This is a genomic window from Salibaculum halophilum (genome assembly GCF_002094885.1).
Taxonomy (GTDB): Bacteria; Pseudomonadota; Alphaproteobacteria; order Rhodobacterales; family Rhodobacteraceae; genus Salibaculum; species Salibaculum halophilum.
Map to the genome: position 1 here is coordinate 87590 of NZ_MSIT01000001.1, position 23186 is coordinate 110775.

At 68.9% G+C, this 23186-nt stretch carries 21 protein-coding genes; 7 read left to right on the top strand and 14 right to left on the bottom strand.

Annotated features, from left to right (window positions below; translation table 11 throughout):
* Positions 1-8 precede the first annotated feature (8 nt).
* Positions 9-884 carry an NAD(P)-dependent oxidoreductase gene (locus tag BU124_RS00395; protein ID WP_084860465.1) on the bottom strand — a complete coding sequence of 292 codons (876 nt, stop codon included), beginning with the start codon at positions 882-884 and terminating at the stop codon, positions 9-11.
* Positions 885-970: 86 nt separating this feature from the next.
* On the opposite strand from BU124_RS00395, the gene BU124_RS00400 reads away from it, so the two are divergent.
* On the top strand, positions 971-3448 hold the full coding sequence (locus BU124_RS00400) for a penicillin acylase family protein (protein ID WP_084860466.1): 2478 nt from the start codon (positions 971-973) through the stop codon (positions 3446-3448).
* Positions 3449-3473: 25 nt separating this feature from the next.
* Here BU124_RS00400 and hflX read toward each other — a convergent pair whose 3' ends face one another.
* The 9 genes from hflX to dusB all read right to left on the bottom strand — a co-directional run bounded on the left by hflX (position 3474) and on the right by dusB (position 15266).
* Entirely contained in the window at positions 3474-4745 is a 1272-nt protein-coding gene (gene hflX, locus BU124_RS00405) for a GTPase HflX (protein ID WP_084860467.1), read from the bottom strand.
* On the bottom strand, positions 4746-4979 hold the full coding sequence (gene hfq / locus BU124_RS00410) for an RNA chaperone Hfq (RefSeq protein WP_084860668.1): 234 nt from the start codon (positions 4977-4979) through the stop codon (positions 4746-4748).
* Between the two features lie 101 nt (positions 4980-5080).
* Positions 5081-6601 (bottom strand): TrkH family potassium uptake protein, encoded by a 1521-nt coding sequence (locus tag BU124_RS00415; protein ID WP_245831561.1) that lies wholly within the window; start codon positions 6599-6601, stop codon positions 5081-5083.
* Positions 6601-7983 carry a Trk system potassium transporter TrkA gene (gene trkA / locus BU124_RS00420; RefSeq protein ID WP_084860468.1) on the bottom strand — a complete coding sequence of 461 codons (1383 nt, stop codon included), beginning with the start codon at positions 7981-7983 and terminating at the stop codon, positions 6601-6603. The genes BU124_RS00415 and trkA overlap by 1 nt, the downstream gene beginning before the upstream one ends.
* A gap of 86 nt (positions 7984-8069) precedes the next feature.
* The gene (ntrX, locus tag BU124_RS00425; protein ID WP_084860670.1) at positions 8070-9476 is read right to left on the bottom strand and encodes a nitrogen assimilation response regulator NtrX; all 1407 of its coding nucleotides are present in this window, start codon (positions 9474-9476) and stop codon (positions 8070-8072) included.
* Positions 9477-9483: 7 nt separating this feature from the next.
* The gene (locus tag BU124_RS00430) at positions 9484-11766 is read right to left on the bottom strand and encodes a sensor histidine kinase NtrY-like (RefSeq protein WP_084860469.1); all 2283 of its coding nucleotides are present in this window, start codon (positions 11764-11766) and stop codon (positions 9484-9486) included.
* Positions 11767-11854: 88 nt separating this feature from the next.
* A complete protein-coding gene (locus tag BU124_RS00435; protein WP_084860470.1) occupies positions 11855-13219 on the bottom strand; it encodes a response regulator in 1365 nt (454 codons plus the stop codon).
* Entirely contained in the window at positions 13219-14304 is a 1086-nt protein-coding gene (locus BU124_RS00440; protein ID WP_084860471.1) for a two-component system sensor histidine kinase NtrB, read from the bottom strand. The genes BU124_RS00435 and BU124_RS00440 overlap by 1 nt, the downstream gene beginning before the upstream one ends.
* Positions 14301-15266 carry a tRNA dihydrouridine synthase DusB gene (gene dusB, locus BU124_RS00445; RefSeq protein ID WP_084860472.1) on the bottom strand — a complete coding sequence of 322 codons (966 nt, stop codon included), beginning with the start codon at positions 15264-15266 and terminating at the stop codon, positions 14301-14303. Before dusB ends, BU124_RS00440 begins: the two co-directional genes overlap by 4 nt.
* 177 nt (positions 15267-15443) lie before the next feature.
* Between dusB and BU124_RS00450 the strand changes: the two genes are divergently transcribed.
* Genes BU124_RS00450 through BU124_RS00460 form a run of 3 tightly spaced genes read left to right on the top strand, consistent with a single transcriptional unit; the run spans position 15444 to position 17535 of the window.
* A complete protein-coding gene (locus BU124_RS00450) occupies positions 15444-16574 on the top strand; it encodes a bifunctional 2-C-methyl-D-erythritol 4-phosphate cytidylyltransferase/2-C-methyl-D-erythritol 2,4-cyclodiphosphate synthase (protein ID WP_084860473.1) in 1131 nt (376 codons plus the stop codon).
* Complete coding sequence (locus BU124_RS00455) at positions 16571-17071, top strand: phosphatidylglycerophosphatase A family protein (protein ID WP_084860474.1); 501 nt, start codon at positions 16571-16573, stop codon at positions 17069-17071. Before BU124_RS00450 ends, BU124_RS00455 begins: the two co-directional genes overlap by 4 nt.
* The gene (locus tag BU124_RS00460) at positions 17068-17535 is read left to right on the top strand and encodes a CinA family protein (RefSeq protein WP_084860475.1); all 468 of its coding nucleotides are present in this window, start codon (positions 17068-17070) and stop codon (positions 17533-17535) included. Before BU124_RS00455 ends, BU124_RS00460 begins: the two co-directional genes overlap by 4 nt.
* Here the strand turns inward: BU124_RS00460 and BU124_RS00465 are convergent.
* Positions 17526-17969 carry a type II toxin-antitoxin system RatA family toxin gene (locus BU124_RS00465; RefSeq protein WP_084860476.1) on the bottom strand — a complete coding sequence of 148 codons (444 nt, stop codon included), beginning with the start codon at positions 17967-17969 and terminating at the stop codon, positions 17526-17528. The two genes, BU124_RS00460 and BU124_RS00465, sit on opposite strands and share 10 nt — an antisense overlap.
* 87 nt (positions 17970-18056) lie before the next feature.
* On the opposite strand from BU124_RS00465, the gene hpt reads away from it, so the two are divergent.
* Positions 18057-18593 carry a hypoxanthine phosphoribosyltransferase gene (gene hpt, locus BU124_RS00470; protein ID WP_084860671.1) on the top strand — a complete coding sequence of 179 codons (537 nt, stop codon included), beginning with the start codon at positions 18057-18059 and terminating at the stop codon, positions 18591-18593.
* An 8-nt stretch (positions 18594-18601) separates the two neighbouring features.
* On the opposite strand, the gene BU124_RS00475 is transcribed toward hpt, so the two are convergent.
* Positions 18602-19468, bottom strand: coding sequence for a LysR family transcriptional regulator (locus BU124_RS00475; protein WP_084860477.1), 867 nt, complete (start codon positions 19466-19468; stop codon positions 18602-18604).
* A 96-nt stretch (positions 19469-19564) separates the two neighbouring features.
* On the opposite strand from BU124_RS00475, the gene BU124_RS00480 reads away from it, so the two are divergent.
* Positions 19565-20038 carry a c-type cytochrome gene (locus tag BU124_RS00480; RefSeq protein ID WP_245831563.1) on the top strand — a complete coding sequence of 158 codons (474 nt, stop codon included), beginning with the start codon at positions 19565-19567 and terminating at the stop codon, positions 20036-20038.
* A gap of 3 nt (positions 20039-20041) precedes the next feature.
* Positions 20042-20929 carry a cytochrome c gene (locus BU124_RS00485; protein ID WP_245831564.1) on the top strand — a complete coding sequence of 296 codons (888 nt, stop codon included), beginning with the start codon at positions 20042-20044 and terminating at the stop codon, positions 20927-20929.
* Here the strand turns inward: BU124_RS00485 and lipA are convergent.
* Both lipA and BU124_RS14695 read right to left on the bottom strand, forming a co-directional pair.
* A complete protein-coding gene (gene lipA, locus BU124_RS00490) occupies positions 20926-21882 on the bottom strand; it encodes a lipoyl synthase (RefSeq protein WP_084860478.1) in 957 nt (318 codons plus the stop codon). The genes BU124_RS00485 and lipA overlap by 4 nt on opposite strands.
* A 101-nt stretch (positions 21883-21983) precedes the next feature.
* Positions 21984-23015 carry a DUF6456 domain-containing protein gene (locus BU124_RS14695; protein WP_084860479.1) on the bottom strand — a complete coding sequence of 344 codons (1032 nt, stop codon included), beginning with the start codon at positions 23013-23015 and terminating at the stop codon, positions 21984-21986.
* Positions 23016-23186 lie beyond the last annotated feature (171 nt).

Here is a 23186-nt window from a genome sequence, read left to right on the forward strand (position 1 = left end):
CGACACCGCTACCCGTCCAGCGCCCGCAACCGCCGGATCAGGCTCGACGTGTCCCAGCGCCCGCCGCCCATTGCCTGGACCTCCTTGTAGAACTGGTCCACCAGCGCCGTGACCGGCAGGGCCGCGCCGACCTCGTCGGCCGTCTTCAGGCAGATGCCAAGGTCCTTGCGCATCCAGTCCACGGCAAAGCCATGATCGAAGGTATCGTCCAGCATGGTCGCATGGCGGTTTTCCATCTGCCAGCTGCCGGCGGCCCCGCCGCCGATCACATCGACCACGGCTCGGCCGTCCAGCCCGGCCTTGTCGGCGAAGTTCAGGCCCTCGGACAGGCCCTGCAGCAGTCCCGCGATGCAGATCTGGTTGACCATCTTGGTCATCTGCCCCGCGCCGCTCTCGCCCAGGCGGCGGCAGAGCTTGGCGTAGCTGGCGATCACCGGCTCGGCGCGGTCATAGGCTGCCGCGTCACCGCCGCACATCACCACCAACTGGCCGTTTTCCGCCCCGGCCTGCCCGCCCGAAATCGGCGCATCCACGAAGGACAGGCCCGCGGCGCGCGCGGCCGCGTCCATCTCCGCGGTCACCTGCGCCGAGACGGTCGTGTGATCGACCAGCACCGCGCCCGGGGCCATCCCGGCAAAGGCGCCCTCGGGGCCGGTGCAGACCGCGCGCAGATCGTCGTCGTTGCCCACGCAGGTCATGACGAACTCGGCGCCCGCCGCGGCCTCGGCCGGGGTCGCGGCCATCGTGCCGCCGTGCTCGGCGACCCAGGCCTCCGCCTTGGCCGTGGTGCGATTGTAAACGCAGACCGCGTGGCCCGCCGCCGCCAGGTGCCCGGCCATGGGATAGCCCATGACCCCCAGTCCCAGGAATGCTGTTTTCGCCATGCGTGTCCTCCGCTTGCATCATGTCCTTGCCTGATGGATAGGTATCCAACCAGACGCCCTGGCACCAGTGCCGATCCGGAGGAGACATGGCCGTCCTTTTTCGCTGGCTGATCCGCCTTGCCTCGGCGCTGGTCCTGCTGGCCCTGGCCGTGGTGGCGCTGGCGGGGTATTTCGCCGCACGGTCCCTGCCGGATTACGACACCACGCTGCAGATCGCCGGGCTGGACGCGCCCGTCGAGATCGTGCGCGACAACGCCAATGTGCCGCACATCTTCGGCGAGACGGACGCGGACGTGTTCCGTGCGCTGGGCCTGGCCCACGCGCAGGACCGGCTCTGGCAGATGATGATGCTGCGGCGCACCGCGCAGGGCAAGCTGTCCGAGCTTTTCGGCCCGCGCACGCTGGAGACCGACAAGCTGCTGCGCCGCTTCGACATCTACACGGCAGCGCGCGACTCGGTCGAGGCCATGGATGCCGAGACGCAGGCGGCGCTGGCCGCCTATGCCGAGGGCGTCAACGCCTGGATCGGCCAGGTCAACGCCGGCGCCCGCGGCCGTGGCGCGCCCGAGATGTGGCTGTTCAACCACGCGCTGGCCCCCTGGCAGCCGGCCGACAGCGTGGCCATCGTCAAGCTGATGGCGGTGCAGCTTTCCGGCCATCTGGAAGAGGAAGTGCTGCGCGCGCGCACCTCGCTGGCGCTGGACGATGCCGCGCGGCTGGCCGATATCCTGCCCGACCACCCCGGCGGCGGGCTGGCCGCCCTGCCCGACTACGCCAGCCTCGTGCCGGACCTGCCCAAGGCCCCGACCGGCCCGCGCATGGCCGAACGCATCGCCGCGGACCCCTTCTGGCCGATCCCGCCGCGGGGCCGCGCCGGGGCCTCGAACGCCTGGGCCGCGGGCATCAGCCGCTCGGCCACCGGGGCGACGCTCTTGGCCAACGACCCGCACCTGGGGCTGTCGGCGCCGGGGCTGTTCTACCTCGCAAGGCTGGAGCTCGCGGAAGGTGGCGTCATCGGCGGCACCATTCCCGGCGTGCCGCTGGTGCTGACCGGGCGCAACGCGCGGCTGGGTTGGGGGATCACCTCGTCCTACCTCGACGATCAGGACCTGTTCATCGAGGAAGTGAACCCCTCGAACGCCGCGCAATACCGCACGCCCACCGGTTGGGCCGATTTCGAGACCCGGGACAGCGTCATCCGCATAAAGGACGAGGACCCGATCACCATCCAGCTTCAGTGGACGGACAACGGCCCGGTGCTGTCGCCCGACCAGTTCGACCTGCGCGAGATCCGGCCCCCCGGCCATGTCGTCGCCCTCGGTTGGACCGCGCTGTCGCACGCCGACACCACGATCGAGGCCGGTATGGATTTGATGCGCGCGCAAACGGTCGAGGCCGGGATCGCCGCCGGCGAGGGCTTCGTCGCCCCCGCGCAGATGCTGACGCTGGCCGACCGCAACACCGTCGGCCTTAAGCTGATCGGCCACATGCCCGCGCGCGACCCGGACCACGTCACCGAGGGGCGGATGCCGCATTTCGGCTACCTGCCCGAGAACCGCTGGCAGGGCCGCCGCCCCTATGCCGAGAACCCCGAATGGGTGGCGCCCGCGGGCGGCATCGTCGGCAATACCAACAACAAGATCACCGACGCGCCCTTTCCGGCCCATGTCAGCCACAGCTGGGGTGACAGCCAGCGCATCAACCGCTGGCGCCGGCTGATGCAGGACCGTCGGGTGCACACGCGCGAAAGCTTCATCGAGGCGCAGCTCGATACCGTGTCCTTCACCGCGCGGTCGCTGCTGCCGCTGATCGGCGCGGACCTGTGGTTCACCGGCGAGGCGGCGGCCGAGGGCACGCCGCGGCGGCTGCGCCAGGACGCGCTGGAGCTTCTGTCGGAGTGGAACGGCGAGATGAACGAGCACCTGCCCGAGCCGCTGATCTACGCCGCCTGGCTGCGCGCCTTGCAAGAGCGGCTGATCCGCGACGACCTCGGCCCGCTGGCCGACGAATTCACCCATGTCGAGCCGCTGTTCATCGAGCGCGTCTTCCGCGACGTCGACGGCGCTGCCGCCTGGTGCGACATCAGTCGCTCCGCCCCCGAGGAGACCTGCACCGACATCGCCCGGCTGGCGCTGGACGATGCGCTGGTCTGGATCACCGAGCGCTACGGCGACAACCTGGAGTCCCTGCGCTGGGGCGACGCCCACGAGGCCACCCACGATCACCCTGTCCTGGGCGAGGCGCCGGTGCTCAGCTGGTTCGTCAACATCCGCCAGTCGACCAGCGGCGGCGACAACACCCTGATGCGCGGGCGCACCGCCGGCGAGGGGCTGCGGCCCTTCCTGAACGTCCATGCCGCCGTCTACCGCGGGGTCTACGATTTCGCCGACCCCGACAGTTCGGTCTTCATAACCTCGACGGGGCAATCCGGGCACCCGCTGTCGCGGTATTACGACGACCTGGGCGAGCTGTGGCGGCGCGGCGAATACATCCCGATGTCGCTGGACCCGGCCCTGGCCCGCGCCGGCGAAGTCGGGATCACGGTGCTGGAACCGGCGGAGTAAGGGCGACGCGCCGGGCGCGGCCCGTCTAGACCTTGTCGAAGCGCGCCTTTTGCAGAGCTGTCCAGCGCACGGTCAGGCTGTAGCCGTCGTCGCCGGTGCTTTCGTCCTCGACCACCGCCTGGTCGTGCAGCCAGGCGCGTTTGCGGGCCTCGCTGTAGGGCAGGAACATCGTTTCCGTCGTCTTCGGCGCGCTCAGCCGCGCCGACACGCGCTCCAGCATCGGGCGCAGCCCCTGCCCCGTCACCGCAGAGGTCACGAAGATATCCGGATCGCGCTGCGCCCGGGCCCGATGCGCGGCGGACGTCTCGGCATCCAGCAGGTCGCCCTTGTTCCAGACCTCGATCAGCGGCGTCGCCTCGGTCACGCCCATGTCCGACAGGATCGCCATGACCTCGGCGCGCTGGCTTTCGGTCTCGGGGTGGCTGATGTCGCGGACATGCAGGATCACGTCCGCCTCCAGCACCTCTTCGAGGGTGGCGCGGAAGGCGGCGACCAGTTGCGTGGGCAGATCGGAGATGAAGCCCACGGTATCGGACAGGATGACCTCGTCGCCGGCGTCCAGCGTGACCTTGCGCATGGTCGGGTCCAGCGTGGCAAAGAGCATGTCATCGGCCATGACCTCGGCCCCGGTCAGCCTGTTGAACAGCGTGGACTTGCCGGCATTGGTGTAGCCGACCAGCGCGACGATGGGAAAGGGCACCTTGGCGCGGGCCGCGCGGTGCAGCTTGCGCGTCTTGACCACCTTGTCGAGCTGCTTGCGCAGGCGGTTGAGCTGGTCGTCGATGGCGCGGCGGTCGGCCTCGATCTGGGTCTCGCCCGGCCCGCCGACGAAGCCCAGCCCGCCGCGCTGGCGTTCAAGGTGGGTCCAGGCGCGCACCAGCCGGGTGCGCTGATAGGACAGATGCGCCATCTCGACCTGGAGCACGCCTTCGCGCGTGCGGGCCCGGTCGGAGAAGATTTCCAGGATCAGACCGGTGCGGTCCAGCAGCTTGGTTTCCAGCGCCCGTTCCAGGTTGCGCTGCTGCACCGGCGTGACCGGCCCGTCGACCAGCACCAGCCCCGCCCCGGCGGCCTTGATACGGTCCTTGAGTTCCTCGATCTTGCCCGAGCCGAACACGGTGCCTGGATGCACCTTGTTCAGCGGCACGATCTCTGATCCCGCGACTTCCAGGTCGGGCAGCGCCACGGCCAGTGACACGGCCTCCTCCAGCGCGGGGCCGGGGGCGTGGCGGTCGGGATCGGTGCGGATGTCGGGGTGAACGACATAGCCCCGTGTGACGGGCCGGTCGTCCTGCAATTATTCTTCACCGTCGTAGAGATTGATCTGCGTGGCCGGCATGATGGTGCTGATCGCGCCCTTGTAGACAAGCTGCGACTGGCCATCGCGGCGCAACAGCACGCAGAAGCTGTCGAACCAGGTGATGATGCCCTGCAGCTTGACCCCGTTGACCAGGAAGATCGTGACCGAGATCTTGGACTTGCGCACGTGATTGAGAAAGGCGTCCTGCAGGTTCTGCTTGTCGTTGGCCATCGTGTTCTGTCCCTTGTTCTTGTCGCCGCGGATCGGCACCGGAATTGGTGGCCAGTATGTCGTGCAGATGCCGGAGTTTCCAGCCCAAATTCCCGATGGTGCTAGCGGCGCCAGAATTCCGGGTTCAGCAGGGCGATGATGGCCAGCGCTTCCAGCCGGCCGAGGATCATCGCGAGGGCCAGCACCACCTTGGACAAGTCGGTCAGCCCGGCGTAGGAGATCGGGTCCTCGGCGCCGACCACCGCCAGGGGCCCGGTGGTCGACAGCGCCGAGACCGCCAGCACCATGGCCGTCTCGAACTGGACACCGGTCAGCGACAACAGCACCATGACCCCGGCGATGGAAATGGCGAAGATCATGAAGAAGATCCAGGCGATCTGCGCCCCCTGGCGGCGGATGCGCCGGGCGCGTGCCCCCGACCCGCCGACCGAGGACGGATGCACCAGCCGTTGCAGCTCGCGCTGGGAATGCTTGTAGAGCGCGTAGACCCGCAACAGCTTGATTCCGCCCGCCGTGGTGGCCACGCCGCCGCCGATCACCGACAGGCCCACCAGCATCAGCCCCGGCGTGGACAGGCCCGACCAGCTCTGGGTGACGGACCATTGCGCGGATTCGAACCCGGCGGTGGTCATGAACGACAGGATCGTGAAGACCCCGCCCCAGGCCGCGGCGAGCGCCGTAGTCAGACTGTTGTCGGCCCCCTCGGCGCCCATCTCGAAGACATGGCGCGCCACCAGCGCCACAGCCAGCACGCCCACCAGCGTCAGCCCGAAGCGCAGTTCCGCGTCGCGGGTGACGACCGAGCGCGGGTCCTCGCCCGGGGCGCGGGTAAAGGTCAGATGCGAGAGCGCGAAGACCAGGAACAGCGCGATCATCACCTCGCCGCCGATGCCGGCGGTGGCATGGTAGAGGCCCCCGACGGGCGAGATGCCCGAGGTCGAGAGCGTCGCCATGGCATGGCACAGCGCGACGAAGGGCACCTCTCCGGCCATGGTCAGCCCCAGCCAGAGCAGCAGCGTCAGCCCGGTGTAGAGCGGCACGAAGCGCAGGATGTAACGGGCCAGCCGCTCGGGCGGGTCGATGCTGCGGCCGATCTGGGCATAGCGCTCCTGGCCGGCTTCGGCGTTGCCCTGCTGGTAGACCTCGAAGCCGCCCAGGTTCAGCGGCAGCAGCACCGCCATGGCCGCGATCCACATCAGCAGGCCGCCCAGCCAGCCCACCAGCGACCGCCACAGATGCACCGAGCGCGGCAGGCTGCGCGGGTCGTCCCAGAGCGTGGCGCCGGTCGTGGTGAAGCTCGAGACCATCTCGAACCAGCCGTCGATCAGCCGCGCGCCCGGCACGGCCTCGACAAAGGGAATGGCCAGCATGACCGGCAGGAAGGCGAAGGCCGCCAGCAACGACACCAGTAGCCCGCGCAGCCCGAAGCGCGGCTGGTGCCCCTCGGTGGCCAGCGCCACGAAGAGCGTGATGACCGAGAACAGCAGGAAACCGTAGAAGAAGATGCGCATGCTCGCGTAGTCCTCGACCACGCGGGCATGGATCGCGGGCACGATCATTGCCAGCGCACCCAGCCCCATGAGCAGCACGAAGAACGGCCGGCGCGACAGGAACCCGGCCATCAGAAATAGTCGATCGAGACCTGGAGCATGCGCTCGACCTCGGCCACCTGCCGCGACGTGGCGAAGATGGCGACGACGTCGCCCTCGTCGATGCGCAGGCTGCCGCGCGGTTTCTCCATGCGCCCGCCCTTGAGGATGCCGCCCAGCAGCACGCCCTCGGGGAAGTCCACGTCGCGCAGCGGTTTGCCGGCGATCGGCGAGGTGGTCAGGACCTGCGCCTCGATTACCTCGGCCTCGGCATCACCGATGGAATAGACCGACCGCACCCGGCCGTGCCGGATGTGGCTGAGGATCGAACTGACGGTGGTGGCGCGCGGGTTGATGTAGGCGTCCACGTCCAGCGGGCCCATGAGCGGCACCAGCGTCGGATCATTGGTCAGGCTGATCGCCATGGGACAGCCCAGGGCCTTGGCCCGCACCGCCGCGAGCAGGTTGGTCTTGTCGTCGTCCGTCACCGTCAAAACCGCGTCGGCCGACCCGATATTGGCCTCTTGCAGCAGCGCCGCATCCAGCCCGTCGCCGTTGAGCACGATGGTCCGTTCCAGGGCGTCGGCGGTGCGTTCGGCGCGGGCGCGGTCGCGTTCGATCACCCGCACGCGGATGCGCTTTTCGCGGTGTTCCAGCGCCTGAGCCACCGACAGTCCGACGTTGCCGCCGCCGATGATGACCACGCGCTCCTGCTTGGCCTGCGACTTGCCGAAAATCTCCAGCGTGCGGGCCATGTCCGGGGTCTCGGTGAAGACGTAGCAATCATCGCCGGGAAAGATCTGGTCGCCGGCGCTGGGGGCAAAGAGCTTGCCCTTGCCGTTGCGCCGGATGCCCACGACAACCGCCTTGAGCGTGGTGAACAGATCCGACAGCTGGCGCAGCGGCGTGTTAATGACCGGGCAATCCGCGTCGATATGGATGCCCAGCAACTGCGCGTTGCCCTCCAGAAAGCTCTCGGTGTCAAAGGCCGCGGGCGCCGCGAGGCGTTGCAAGGCGGCCTCGGCCACCTCGCGTTCCGGGCTGATGACCACGTCGATGGGCAGGTGATCGCGGCGGTAGAGATCGGCATAGATCGCGTCGAGGTAGCTCTGCGCGCGCAGCCGCGCGATCTTGCGCTGCACGGCAAAGACCGAATGCGCCACCTGGCAGGTGACCATGTTGACCTCGTCGGAATGGGTCGCGGCGATGATCATGTCGGCGTCGCGGGCACCGGCCTTGTCCAGCACGTCCGGGAAGGAAGCGAAACCGGCGATGCCCTGCACATCCAGCGTGTCGGTGGCGCGGCGGATCAGCTCGGCATTGTTGTCGACAACCGTCACGTCGTTTTTTTCCGAGGACAGGTGCCGGGCAATCTGCCAGCCCACCTGCCCGGCGCCACAGATGATGACCTTCATGCCTGGTCCCTCGCGGATGCGTCACCGCGTCGTGACAGAGCCCGCATCGCCGGTCAAGCCGGCCCGGTCACGCCGGGCCGCTTCCCTCAGCCCTCGACCTCGTCGACATGGGCGATGCGCGCGCCGGCCTTGCTCGATGTCACGACGCCGAGGGATTTGAGCTTGCGGTGCAGCGCCGAGCGTTCCATCCCTACGAAATTCGCGGTGCGGCTGATGTTGCCCCCAAAGCGGTTGATCTGCGTGAGAAGGTACTCGCGCTCGAACAACTCGCGCGCCTCGCGCAGCGGCAGGGTGGCCAGTGCCCCCGACAGGATCACCCGGTCCTCGTCGGCCGCGCCGGTCTCGCCCCCGGCGGGCACCTCGCGAGTGACGATCGGGTCCTGGCTGTCGCCCAGGATCAGGATGCGTTCGATCACGTTCTTGAGCTGGCGGACGTTGCCGGGCCAGGGCATGGTTTGCAGCAGCGCGCCCGCCTCCTCGGACAGGGTGCGCCGGGGTAGGCCCTGCTCTTCGTTCAGGCGCGCAATGAAATACTCGGCCAGCCGCGGGATATCCTCCCGCCGGTCCTCGAGCGAGGGAACATGGATCGGCACCACGTTGAGCCGGTGGTACAGCTCCTGCCGGAACCGTCCGGCCTCGATCTCGGCCTGCAGGTCGCGCCCGGTTGCCGAAATGACCCGCAGGTCCACCTGCACCTTGTCCGAACCGCCGACGTGCTGGAACTTCTGATCCACGAGCACCCGCAGGATCTTGGATTGCGTCCCCTCGGGCAGGTCGGCGATCTCGTCGAAGTAGATCACGCCGCCGTCGGCCTCTTCCAGCAGGCCGGGAGCCACACCGCGCCCCTCGGTTTCGCGCCCGAAAAGCATGTCCTCCATCTGGTCGGGCGCGACCGCGGCGCAGTTGACGCTGACAAACGGCGCGCCGCTGCGGTCGGAATTGGCGTGAATGTAGCGCGCCGCCGTCTCCTTGCCGCTGCCGGGCTGGCCGGTCAGCATCACCCGGCCGTTGGATTTCGTCACCTTGTCGAGCTGGCTGCGCAGGGCGCGGAAGGTTCCGCAATCGCCGATCATAGCGATCTCGCCGGTCTCGCCGCGTTTGAGTTCAATGTTCTCGCGGCGCAGCCGGCTGGTTTCCATGGCGCGGCGGATCACCACCATCAGCTGGTCGATGTTGAAGGGTTTCTCGATGAAGTCGTATGCACCCTGCTTGATCGCCGCGACCGCGATCTCGATGTTGCCGTGCCCCGAGATGATGACGATGGGCACCTCGGGGTGCTCGCGCTTGACGTGCGACAGGATGTCGATCCCGTCCATGGCGCTGTCCTTGAGCCAGATATCGAGGACGATCAGCGAGGGCAGGCCGCGGCCGATCTCGGCCATGCAGTCCTCGGAGCCGCCGGCCAGCCGCGTCGTGAACCCCTCGTCCTCCAGAATATCCGAGATCAGTTCCCGGATGTCGCGTTCGTCGTCCACGATCAGAATATCGCTCATCATCCCCTCACGCTGTTTTCGCGGCCGTTGTCTCGGCCCCCGTTTCGGTTTCTGTCAGTATCGGCATCTCGATGGTGGCCATGGCGCCGCGGTGCGCGGCCCCGTCGAAGGCAGGCGCATCGCTCAGGGTCAGGCTGCCGCCGTGTTCCTCGATGATCTTGCGCACGATGGGCAGGCCCAGGCCGGTACCCTTCTCGCGCGTCGTCACGTAAGGCTCGAAGAGCTTGGCACGGTTCTCGGGCAGGCCGATGCCGTTGTCGGCGATGGTGATCCGGGCGCTGGTCTCGCCCACCTCGAGCGCCACGCGCACCTGCGGCTCGAACCCGTCGGGCGCACCTTTTTCCATCAGGCTTTCAATGGCTTCGCCGCCGTTCTTGATCAGGTTCGTGAGCGCCTGCGACAGCATCGTGCTGTCTACGCTGGCCAGCACCGGCGGGTCGGGTAGGTCGAGGGCGATGGTCACGCCCGGCTGGCCCGCCTCCTGCAGCGCGGCGGCGTCGCGCACCAGGCCGACGATGTCATACGGCGCCCGGTCGGGCTCGGGCATGCGGGCAAAGCGCGAGAACTCGTCGACGATGCGGCGCAGGTCGTTGGTCTGGCGCACGATGACCTCGGTCATCTGTTCCAGCGCCTCGACGGACTCGGCCGGCACCTCGCGGCGGAACTTGCGCTTGATGCGTTCGGCCGACAGCTGGATCGGGGTCAGCGGGTTCTTGATCTCGTGCGCGATGCGGCGCGCCACGTCGCCCCAGGCGGCCATGCGCTGAGCGCTGACCAGATCGGTGACATCCTCGAAGGCGATCACGTAGCCCTCCAGCGCGCCGCCCTCGCCACGGCGCGGCGACATGCGCACCAGCAGGGTCTCCTGCTCGCCGCCGCGCACCAGTTCCACCTGGCCCTGCACCACCCGGCGGCCCCGCTCGGTCAGCTGCGCGAACAGCGGCGCGAATTCCGGCACGGCGGCGCTCAGCGGCGTGCGTTCGGCGCCCTTGCCGACCTCCAGCAGCCGCGTGGCCGAACGGTTCACGAAGGTCACGCAGCCGTCCTGATCGAGCCCCACCACGCCCGAGGGCACGGAACTGAGCACGCTGTCGAAAAGGCGGCGGCGCTCTTCAATCTGGCGGGTGTTGTCCAGCAACGCCTCGCGCTGATCGGCCAGTTGCGCGGTCATCTGGTTGAAATAGCGCCCCAGCTGGGCGATTTCGTCGTCGCCGGGGTCCTCGCGCACGCGCACCGAAAGGTCGCCACCGCCAACCCGCTGCGAGGCACCCACGAGGCGACCGACGGGCCGAGACAGGCGCTCGGCGAACCACAGCCCAGCCCAGATCGCCGCCAGGATCAGGATCACCGCGAAGCCGAGGTAGATCAGGCCGAATTCGAACAGCACCCGGCCGCGCTCGTTTTCCAGTTGGCCGTAAAGCTCGACCGTCGCCTGCGTCTCGTCCAGCAATGACAGGATCTCGCCGTCCACGGGCCGCGTGACGTAGAGGTAATTGTCGGTGAAATTCTCCAGCGGGATCAGGGCGCGGAACTCGTTGTTGGCCCAGTCCTCGATGATGGCGATGCCCGCGTCGCGGGCCTCGGCCAGCTGATCCTCGGTGGGCTTTTCGAAGTAGAACTCGTAGGAGCGTTCGCCGCGCACCTCGATCTCGCCCGCCCCGTCGAGCACGAAGACCTCGGACAGGCCGCGTCCGATCTGCGGCGCGACGCGCGACAGCGCCTGGCGGATCTCGCCGCGCTCCATGAAGAAGGTCTGCATCCGCTGCGTTTCGAGAAAGTCGGCCAGCGCGCGGCCGTCGCGGGCGACCTCCTGGCGGTGTTCCTCCTCGTAGGCTTGGGCGGCTTCCAGCGAGTTGCCGACGACGTTGCGCACCCGTTCCGAGAACCAGCCCTCCAGCCCGATGTTGATCGTCAGCACCGAGAAGATGGCCACGGCCACGGTGGGGATCAGCGCCAGCAGCCCGAAGACCCCGGTCAGCCGCAGGTGCAGCCGCGACCCCGCCGACCGTGCACGCCGTGCCGCCACCATGGCCGCGATGCGCGCCAGCACCAGCGCGGTGACGACGAGGATATAGACCAGGTCCACCAGCAGGATCAGGCGCAGGACCTCGGTGCGGCCGGTCTGGTCCAGCGGGCGCAGCGCGGTGATGGTCAACAGCACCAGCACCGGCGCCAGCAGCACCAGCACCAGCGTCATGACGTTCTGCACCCGCCGCGTGCGCCGCCACCGGCTGATCGTCGAAAGATTGATACCCAGAAGGGAGCGCCGCACGCCGGGGGCCTCGTTCATTGCCGGACCGGGACCGACCCCGGCCGCTTGGCCATCCGGGGCACGGCCCGGACCCATGCGGCAAAGTGGCCACGGTTCTGTTGCGCTTTTACATCAACTTCCGGCGGCGTGTCACGGGGATATCCAGGTCGGTGATCTTTTTCCGCAGCGTATTGCGGTTGATGCCCAGAAGATCGGCGCAACGCGCCTGATTGCCGCCCGTGGCATCCAGCGCGATCTCGATCAGCGGGGCCTCGACCTCGCGCAGGATGCGCTGGTAGAGACCCGGCGGGGGCAACTCGCCGCCGTGCAGGTCGAAGTAGCGGCGCAGGTGCTTGGCCACCGAGGCCGAGAGCTTGTCGCTGTCGCCGCCCTTGATAGGTTCCATCGCCGGCTGGTTGCCCAGCACGATCTCGACCTCGCTGCGAGTTATCTCGGCCTCGGGCGCGGTGGCCACCAGGCGCAGCACCACGTTTTCCAACTGGCGCACGTTGCCCGGCCAGCTGTAGGCGCGGCACAGGTCGAGGGCCGCGTCGGCCAGCTGCCGCGGCGGGGCGCCGTCGCGTTCGGCCCGGGCCAGGAAATGCTCGATCAGCAGCGGGATGTCGTCGACCCGGTCGCGCAGGGCGGGCAAGGTCATGGTGACGCCGGCCAGCCGGTAATAGAGATCCTCGCGAAAGCCGCCGTCCTCCATCTGCTCCAGCAGCCCCCCGCGCGAGGTGGCCATGATCTGCGGCGCGCCATCGCCCAGCGTGTCGAGCATCCGCACCACGCGCGCCTGGGTCTCGACGGGCAGGTCGCCGACCTCGTCGAAGACCAGGGTCCCGCCCTTGGCTCGCGCAACCAGGGCCGAGGGGCCGTCCATCCCCTCCAGGTCGTTGGTCGCGGCCACCACGAAGGGCAGCGTGCGCCGGTCGGAAAAATCGTGGATGGTGCGCGCGATCAGGCTCTTGCCGGTGCCGCTCTCGCCGGTGATCAGAACCGACAGCGGCGTGTTCATGACCCGCGCGACAAGCTGATATATCGCCTGCATGGCCGGGCTCCGTCCGATCAACGGCAGGTCGGTGTCGGCGCCGTCGTCCTGTGCCTCGCGCCGGACCGGCGCGCGCCGCTTGACCTCGAGCGCGCGGGCCGCGCGTTTCATCAGGTCGGGCAGATCGAAGGGCTTGGGCAGGTAGTCGTAGGCCTCGGCCTCGGCGGCCTGGATCGCCGTGTTGATGGTGTTCTGCGCCGAGATCACGATGACCGGCAGGCCCGGACGCGCCTCACCGATCCTGGGCAGTTGTTCCAGCCCGTTGCCGTCGGGCATGATCACGTCCGAAATCACCAGATCGCCCTTGCCCTCGTCCACCCAGCGCATCAGCGTCACCAGCGAGGATGTCGCGTGCACCTTGCAGCCCGCCCGCGTCAGGGCCTGGGTCAGAACGGTTCGGATCGTGCGGTCGTCGTCGGCGACAAGTACGGTTCCGTCCATCAGTCTGTGTCCTCTTCACTGGCGGCGATGTCGCGGGGCACGGTGGGCAGGGCCACGCGAAAGACGGTGCGGCCCGGCACGCTGTCCACCGAGATCCAGCCACCCATGTCCGCGATCAGCTTGCTGACTAGCGCCAGGCCCAGCCCGGTTCCGTTCTCACGGCCCGACACGAAGGGCTCGAATACCTCGGCGGCGATGTCGGGCGGCAGGCCGGGGCCGTCGTCGATGATTTCCACCTGCAGCGGCAGCCGGCCCTGGCTGCCGTCGCGGCGGCGCAGGCGCAGCGCCGGATCGTAGAAGGTGCGCAGCGTGATCGCGCCGCCCGGCCCGCCCGCCTGCGCAGCGTTCTTGAGCAGGTTCAGGAACACCTGCTGCAACTGGTCGGGGTCGGCGTGGGTGTTCGGCAGCGAGGGATCGTAGTCCTCGATCATCAGCATGTGCGCGCCAAAACCCACCGAGGCGGACTGGCGCGCCCGGTCCAGCACGTCGTGGATGTTGACGGGCCGCAGCCGGGGTGCCTGAACATTGCCGAACTGTTCGACTTGGTCGAGCAGCTTGACGATGCGCCGGGTCTCCTCGACGATCAGATGTGTCAGTTCCAGGTCTTCGCCCGACAGCCCCATCGACAGCAACTGCGCCGAGCCCGCGATACCAGCCAGCGGGTTCTTGATCTCGTGGGCCAGCATCTCGGCCATGCCGATGGCCGAGCGCGCGGCCCGATAGCTCTGGGCGTTCTGCGCGATGCGGGTGGAAATCTCGCGCGGGGAGATCAGCATCAGCATCTGGTCGTCGGTCCCCGACAGCGGGGCAAACTGCACGTTGCACTGCAAGGGCGGGCGTTCGCCGCTGCCCACGTCCACGTCGTTGACGAAAAGCGGCGTCTGGGTGTCGCGGGCGCGGGCGTAGGCCTCTTCCAGCGGCGCGTCGATCATCACCTTGTCCCAGACCAGCGCCCCGGACAGAGCCTTGGTCGAGAGGTTGAGGAAATTCTCGGCCGCAAGGTTGCTGTCGGCGATGGTCTCGTCGGCCTGCAGCAGCAGCGCGGGCACCGGCAGGGAATTCCACAGCTCCGCGTCGATGATCATGCGGCCTGCCTCTCGGTAAGGGCGTCAGGCAGCAGGGCGAGCACGCGGGCCGGGTCATCGGCGGTCAGCACCGCGCGGCGCAGCGCCGGATCGGGGGTAGCACTGTCCATGTACCAGCCCAGGTGCTTGCGGGCGACGCGGACGCCCAGGGCCGTGCCGTAGAACGAGAGCATCGCCTCGTAATGGCCTGACACCATGTCGACAAATGGCCCACCCGCCGGGATGTGCGGCGCCGGGTACCCCCAGAGATCGGCGGCGACCTGCGCCAGCAGCCAGGGCCGGCCCTGCGCCCCGCGCCCGATCATCACGCCATCGGCGCCGGAGCGGGCCAGCGCGGCGCGGGCGGTGCTGGCATCCACGATGTCGCCGTTCGCGATGACGGGGATCGTGACAGCCTCTTTGACCGCGCGGATCGCGGCCCAGTCGGCCCGGCCAGTGTAGAATTGGCACCGGGTGCGGCCATGGATCACGATGCGCCGGATGCCCGCGCCTTGGGCCCGGCGGGCCAGTTCGGGCGCGTTCATGAGGCCCTCGTCCCAGCCCAGCCGGGTCTTGAGCGTCACCGGCAGGTGGGTCGCGCCCACCACGACCTCGATCAACCCCAAGGCGTGGTCGAGGTCCTTCATCAGGGCCGAGCCGGAATAGCCCTGCGTCACCTTCTTGGCCGGGCAGCCCATGTTGATGTCGATCATCGCCGCGCCCTGGTCGGTGACGCGCCGCGCCGCCTCGGCCATCCAGCGCGCCTCGCGCCCGGCCAGTTGCACCGCCGTCGCAGCCTCGGTCAGGCCCAGTTCGGCCTTTTCGCGCACGCCCGGTTTCGCCTGGACCATTTCCTGGCTGGCGACCATCTCCGAGACGACCCAGCCGGCCCCGAACCCGGCCACCAACCGCCGGAACGGCAGGTCGGTGATCCCGGCAAGCGGGGCCAGGGCGGCGGGAAACGGGGCGGCAGGCAAGAACATGCCTTGCAGATAGCAGAGGCCCCACGAGCCGACAATTGAATTGCGGTCAAAAAATGTGCGGCGCCCGTGAAATGATTAAAAGTTGTGCAGCTCTTCCCCGAGCGTTGCGCAAACGGCCTCTTTCCCGGCCCCGAGCCAGCCGCTAAGCAGCGCGTTAGACGCAAGCGAGAGGCTGCGATGCAGACCACGGCCATTATCGTCGCCGCCGGGCGCGGGCAGCGAGCGGGCGGCGAGACGCCCAAGCAATGGCGCCGGATCGCGGGACGCACGGTTGTCGAACATGCGCTGGAAATTTTCCGCGCCCATCCGCGCGTCGACGACATCGTTCTCGTGATCGCGCCCGCGGATCAGGACATCGCGGCGCGCCTCGGCCTCTCGGACCGCGTGACGCTCGTTCCCGGCGGGGCGACCCGCGCACTGTCGGTGCTGGCGGGGCTGGACAGGGCGCGGGGCGCCGCGGTGTTGATCCACGACGCCGCACGCTGCTGCACACCGCCCGCCGTGATCGACCGGGTGCTCGACGCGCTCGCGACGGCCCCCGGCGCGGCCCCGGCCCTGCCGGTGACGGATGCGCTCTGGACCGGGGCCGGGGGCCGGGTCACCGGCATCGCCGAGCGGGACGGCCTGTTCCGAGCGCAGACCCCGCAGGCGTTCCACCGCGAGGCGATCCGCGCCGCGCAAGCCCGCGCCGACGGCACCGCGGCCGACGACGTGGCCATTGCCCGCGCCGCCGGGCTTGACGTGCAGATCGTCGCGGGCGACGAGGACAACATCAAGATCACGCATCCCGGCGATTTCGCCCGGGCCGCGCGCATCATGGGGGCGCAGATGGACATTCGCACCGGCAACGGGTTTGACGTGCACCGTTTCGGGCCGGGCGATCACGTCATGCTCTGCGGCGTGGCGGTGCCCTTCGACCAGGGCCTTCAGGGCCATTCGGATGCCGACGTCGGCATGCACGCGGTGACCGATGCGATCTACGGCGCGCTGGCCGAGGGCGATATCGGCACGCATTTCCCGCCCAGCGAGGCGCAGTGGCAGAACGCGGCGAGCGCGACCTTCCTGGCCCACGCCTGCGCGCTGGCCCGATCGCGCGGCTACGCGATCACGCATCTGGACTGCACCCTGATCTGCGAGGCGCCCAAGATCGGCCCCCACGCCCCCGCGATGCGCGCCGAAATGGCCCGGATCACCGGGCTGGAGGACAGCCGCGTCAGCGTCAAGGCGACCACCTCGGAACGGCTGGGCTTCACCGGGCGCGGCGAAGGCATCGCCGCCATGGCCACCGCGACGCTGGTGCAATCATGACCCGCGCGGCGCATCTTATCGCCACGGTCCTCTACGTGGGCCACCTGCGCCCGGCGCCGGGCACCTGGGGGTCGCTGGTCGCGCTGCCGCTGGCCTGGGGGCTCTGGCAACTGGGGGGCATGTGGCTGTTTCTGCTGATGATTCCGGCGGCCTTTGCCGCCGGGCTCTGGGCCACGCGGGTCTACACGGCGCGGGGCCCGGATCACGACCCCTCGGAGGTGGTCATCGACGAGGTCGTGGGCCAGTGGATCGCCCTCGCCCCGGTGATGGTGGGCGCGGCAGCCGCCGGCCAGCCGGTGCTGGCGCTTTACCCCGGCTGGATCGCGGCGTTCGCGCTGTTCCGGCTGTTCGACGTCTGGAAACCGCTCATGGCCGGGCGGGCCGACCGGCGCGGTGACGCCATGGGCGTGATGCTCGACGATGTCTGGGCCGGGCTGTTTGCCGCCGTCATCACGCTGGGGCTGGCGGGGCTGTCGCATGTGGTGATCGCGCCATGAGCGCCGCCGCCCTGATCGAGACGGCCCGTGCCAACGGCCACATGATCGCCTGCGCCGAAAGCTGCACCGGCGGGCTGCTGGGCGCCGAAATCACGGCCGTAAAAGGGGCCTCGGACGTCTTCGAGCGGGGCTTTGTCACCTATTCCAACACCGCCAAGGCCGAGATGCTGGGCGTCGATCCGGCCACCATCGCCGCCCATGGCGCGGTGTCCGAGGCCGTCGCGGCGGAAATGGCCGCGGGGGCGCTGGCCCGGTCGGCGGCCACCCTAGCGGTGTCGATCACCGGCGTCGCCGGCCCCGGCGGGTCGGACCACAAGCCCGAGGGACGGGTCTGTTTCGGGCTGGCCAGGGCGGCGGGCACCCGGGCGGAAACGGTGGAGTTCGGCGCGCGCGGGCGCGAGAGGGTGCGCGCGGCGTCCGTGGACCACGCGCTGGCCCTGCTGGCGGGGGCCGCTCAGCCGTAGAGGTCCTTCGCGCGGGCCTCGAAGGCGCGCACGATCCGCTGCATCGCCTCGTTGAAGAACATTCCCGCCGCGCCGCGCAACATCCTGTTACGAAACTCGAAATCCACCCGGAACGAGACTTCGCAGCCGCCCTCGGCCTCGCGGAACGCCCAGGTGCTTTCGAGATACCTGAAGGGGCCGTCGATGTAGTCGGTGTCGATCTGCCGCGCCTCGGGCCAGAGCGTCACGCGGCTGCCGAAGCGTTCGCGGAAGACCTTGAAGGAAACCACGAGGTCGGCCAGCATCACCCTGTGATCGCCGTGATCGTCCACCCGGCGCACCCGCGCGGCCGCCGTCCAGGGCAGGAACTCGGGGTAGCGGTCGACGTCGGCGACAAGGTCGTACATCTGCTGCGCGCTGTAGGGCAAATGCCGGGTCTCGGAATGGGCGGGCATCCGCTGTCCTTTGTCTGCGTGACTCTCGCGCGAGATGTCGTAGAGTGCGGCGCGGAAATCAAGCACGACCGGGGACTTTGGGGCCAGATGACGCAACAGGACTATGCCATCGACGAAATGATCTCGGCCAAGACCATCGCCGCGCGCATCGAGGAGCTGGCGCGCGAGATCCGCGCCGAATTCGACGGCAGCGACAAGCTGGTCGTGGTCGGGTTGCTGCGCGGCTCTTTCGTTTTCATCGCCGATCTGGTGCGCGAGCTGGACATGAACGTCGAGGTCGATTTCCTCGAGGCCTCGTCCTACGGCAATTCCATGGAAAGCAGCCGCGAGGTGCGTATCCTCAAGGACCTGCGCGGCGGTATCGCGGGCTGCGACGTGCTGGTGGTCGAGGATATCGTCGACACCGGCTATACCATGAAACACGTGCTGGGCTTGCTGGGCGCGCGGGGTCCGCGCAAGCTGCGCTCGATCGCGCTGCTCGACAAGCCGACCCGCCGCGAGGTCGAGGTCAAGGCCGACTGGACCGGCTTCGAGATCCCCGACGAGTTTGTCGTCGGCTACGGCATCGACTACGCGCAGCGCAACCGCAACCTGCCCCATATCGGCAAGGTGCGCATGCTTTAGGCCAGGCGTCAGGGCGGTGCGCCCCGGGCAATCCGGGCGGCCCGGTCTTGCAAGCCGGCCCGGATACGCGCACGAAACGCCCGCAGCCGCGACGAGCCGCCGATATCGGCGTGGCTGGCGACCCAGATGGGGATCTCCAGGCGCATCTCGGGCCGGCCCAGCGGCACCAGCCGCGGGTCCTGCGCGGCCAGCACGTCGGGTAGGATCGCGTTTCCGAGGCCCTCGGCCACCATTTCGCGCAGGACGGCGAAACTGTCGGCCGCCGCGCACAGGGGGCCGGGTCCTTCGCGGTCCATAACCTCGGCCATGCGCGAGCGGTTCAGCGGCCCGCTCAGGCCCAGCCAGCCCGCGGTCGGCGCCATTGCCGGCCCGTAGGCCGCCAGCCCCAGGACCCCTGCCTGTTCCCCGATCAGCCCCTCGGGCAGGCGCACGGCGGGGCGCACTGTGATATCGGCCTCCATCCGCGACAGGTCGAGCCGGGTATTGGTGCAGGACAGCTCGACCGTCAGCCCGTCCCCCTCGGCGGTCAGGTCCCGAACGAGACCGGGCAGGACCGTCTGGCAGAAGGTATCCGTCGAGGTCACGCAGAGCCGCCCGGTCAGCCGCATCTCGACCCCCTGCGCCACCCGCTCGACCGCCGCGATGGCGGCGGCGGCCTCGCGCGCGGCCTCGATGACGCGGCGGTGATCGGGCGGGATCACGTAACCGCCGGCGGTGCGCTCGAACACTTGCAGGCCGACCCGCGTCTCGAAGGCGGCGACCCGCCGCAGCACCGTGGCGTGATTGACCCGAAGCCGCCGCGCCGCTGCACTGACCGAGCCCTCTTCGGCCACGGCGAGGACGAAACGCAGGTCATCCCAGTTCTGGCTGTGCATGGAATCGGACCCCTTGCGCGAAATTTGGGAGTGGCTTGGAGTTTACTCACAGGTATCGTCGAAGTCATCGAAACTGATTGAATCAGGAGTCTTGCCGTGAAACCCCTTGCGACTGCCCTTACCGTTCTGAGCCTCACCGGCCTTGGCACGACCGCCTTGGCCGACTCCCACGTCGACCCGGCCATCGCCGGCGCCATGAAGGCTCGCCAGGCCCATATGCAGCTTTACGCCCACAACATCGGCGTGCTCGGCGGGATGGCCCGCGAGCGGATTCCCTATGACGCCGAGGAGGCCAGCGCCGCGGCCTCGAACATCGCCGCGCTGTCGAAGCTGGACCAGTCCACCTACTGGCCCGAAGGGTCGGACAACTCCGTCGAAGGGTCCAAGGCGCTGCCGGCCATTTGGGAGAACCTCGACGACGTAATGTCCAAATCCGAGGATCTGGTCATGGCCGCCGGTGCGATGGAAGACGCCGCCGGCCAGGGCCTCGGCGCGCTCAAGGGCGCGATGGGCGGGCTTGGCGGGGCCTGCGGCGCCTGCCACGAGGACTACCGCGAAAGCGACGACTGATCCGTGGTCGCGCCGGTGCTGAGATGGGCGGCGGCGCTGGCCGTCGCCGGGGGCGCGGTTGGCTGGTGGCTGACCGCGCCCGATCCGTTGCCGACTGATCACCTGGCGGGGCTGGACGGTGATGCGGCGGCGGGCGAGCAGGTCTTCATCGCCGCCGGCTGCGCGTCCTGCCACACCGCGCCCGGGGTTGAGGAGGCCGACGGCCCGCCCGTCCTGGCCGGGGGCCAGCGGTTCGAGACCGACTTCGGCACCTTCGTGGCCCCCAATATCTCGACCGATCCCGCGCATGGCATCGGGGGCTGGTCCGACCTGGAGCTGGCGAACGCGATCCAGCGCGGGATCTCGCCCGAGGGCGCGCACTACTACCCCGCCTTTCCCTATACCGCCTACGCCAGGGCCGAGCGCGAGGACATCGCCGACCTGATCGCCTACATGCGCACCCTTCCCGCCGACGCCACGCCCAGCCAGCCGCACGAGATCGGCTTTCCCTTCAACATCCGCCGCAGCCTGGGCGGCTGGAAGCGGCTGTACGCGCGGGACGACTGGGTGGTGACGGGCGAGCTGGACAGCGAGGTGGCGCGCGGCCGCTATCTGGTCGAGGCGCTGGGCCATTGCGGCGAATGCCACACGCCGCGCAACGCCCTTGGCGGGTTGGACCGGGACAACTGGCTGTCGGGGGCCGACAACCCCGAGGGCGACGGCCGTATCCCCGATATCACGCCCGCGGGGCTGGGCTGGTCGGCGGCCGATATCGCGGCCTACCTCGAAAGCGGCTTCACACCCGAGTTCGACACGGCCGGCGGCAGCATGGTCTCGGTCATCGAGAACACCAGCCGGTTGCCCGAGGACGACCGCGCGGCGATCGCCGCCTACCTGGTGGCCCTACCCTAGACGGCCGCTTCGCCCAGCTTTTTCAGACGGTTCTCGCGCAGGCGGGCGAAATCGTCGCCGGCGTGATAGCTCGACCGGGTCAGAGGCGTCGCCGAGACCATGAGGAACCCCTTGCCGTAGGCGGCCTTTTCGTAGGACGCGAATTCATCGGGGTGGACGAAACGCGCCACCGCGTGGTGCTTGGGCGTGGGCTGCAGGTACTGCCCGATGGTCAGGAAATCCACGTCGGCGCTGCGCATGTCGTCCATGACCTGCAAAACCTGCGGGCGCTCTTCGCCCAGCCCCACCATGATGCCGGACTTGGTGAACATCGTCGGGTCCAGGTCCTTGACCCGCTGCAACAGGCGCAGACTGTGGAAATAGCGCGCGCCCGGGCGGACCTCCTGGTAGAGGCCCGGCACGGTTTCCAGGTTGTGGTTGAAAACATCCGGTTTCGACTCCACCACCGTTTCCAGCGCCGAGGGCGGGCATTTCAGGAAATCCGGCGTCAGGATTTCGATCGTGGTGCCGGGCGAGCGCTTGCGGATGGCGCGGATGGTCATGGCGAAATGCTCGGCCCCGCCGTCGTCAAGGTCGTCACGGTCAACGGAGGTGATGACGACGTGGTTGAGGCCCAGTTTCTGCACCGCGTCGGCCACGCGCCCCGGCTCGAAGACGTCGAGCGCATCGGGCCGCCCCGTGGCGACGTTGCAGAAGGTGCAGCCGCGGGTGCAGACCTCGCCCATGATCATCATGGTGGCGTGCCCCTGCGACCAGCATTCGCCCGCGTTGGGACAGCCGGCCTCTTCGCAGACCGTGACGAGGCCGTTCTCGCGGATGATCTCGTGGGTTTCGCGGTAGCCCTTGGAGGTTGGGGCCTTGACGCGGATCCAGTCGGGCTTGCGCGGCTGGGCATTGTCGGCGCGATGCGCCTTTTCCGGGTGCCTGGTTTCGGGGATGTTCAGGTCGCGCACTTGAGCCTCCTCCTGCGTCTGTCTCGTTAGAGGTAGGCCGGTCGCGCGAAAAAAGCAATGAAACCCCGCGTTGCGCCGGGCGCATTTCTCGGCCCCCGGTGCTAGCCGTAGCGCGCGTGAAGCTGGCCGGTCTGGCGGTAATGTTCGACCAGCCGGTCCAGCGCGATGCGCAGCACGATCTTGCCCGAGCGGGCCGACCAGCCCATGCGCTGTTCGGTGGTCTCAAGCCCGTCGAGCAGGCAGCAGGTGCGATAGACCACTTCGGCCAGTCCGGGTCCCAGCGCCTCGAAGGCGGCGGCGACGCGCGCCTGCACGTCCAGCCGGCCGCCCGTACCAGCGCCGTGGCCCTTGTGCGGACCGGTCATGAGCGCCTGCCAGTCTTGGCTGACCGACTGGCCGACATGGGCGATTTCGAAATCCTCGCGCAGGCGTTCGGCGGCGCGCACCATCTCGGCGGTCAGGAATGGGTCGCCGAACTTGTCCTTGCGTCTGGCCAGCGCGCGCACCGGGCTGTCGGCCGCCGCCAGCCGGGTGCTGCGCTGTGGCATGTCGTCGTCTTCGGCGGCGGCCGCGCCGGGGGCATGGGCAAAGGGGGTCTGGGCCTCGGCCATCTCGCGGGCGCGGTTTTCCGAGCGCGCGATCAGGTCGCGCAGCGCCGCTCGCCCGGTATGCGAGATCCGGTAGCGCACGATGCGCCCCCCCAACGCCCCGGGATCGAGGAAGTCGCGCAGGGCCAGCGCCCGGGCCACGCGCAGGTCGAGCGGCGCGCTTTGCTCGGGCGCGTCGCCCGCCCCGTCGCGAACGACCACGCCGCGGCCCATATCCGCGGCCACGGCCAGCAGCGCACCGGGCTCGCCCAGGCGCCGCAGCGCCTGCAACTGTTCCAGGTTCGACACCGCCGCCGCACCGCCCGCCCCTTCCGAGGCCAGTACGCGCAGCGCCTCGTCGATAAGGGGGTCCTCGCGGCGCTGTTCGACCTTGCGCACCTGTCGCATGATCGTCGAGGCATGGCAGTCGGCCCGACGCGCCAGCGCCCGGATCGACTGTCCGTAGACGGTGTGCAGAAGATAATGCCGGACATGGTCCGGCACCCAGGTCGGCAGTGACACCGACGACTTGTGTTCAAATGACATTGTCCGTTCCCATCCTTGCCGCGCAACGCGCGCGGCCTGTCCGGCCCATACCCACCCGGGACACCGTTCCTCTTGCGGAAACATTATCCACAGTTTGAAAGCATGGTTTCCAAATCGTAAACGATTGTTAACGGCGCGTTCGCCCGTTGTTATCCACACGCAACACACGTT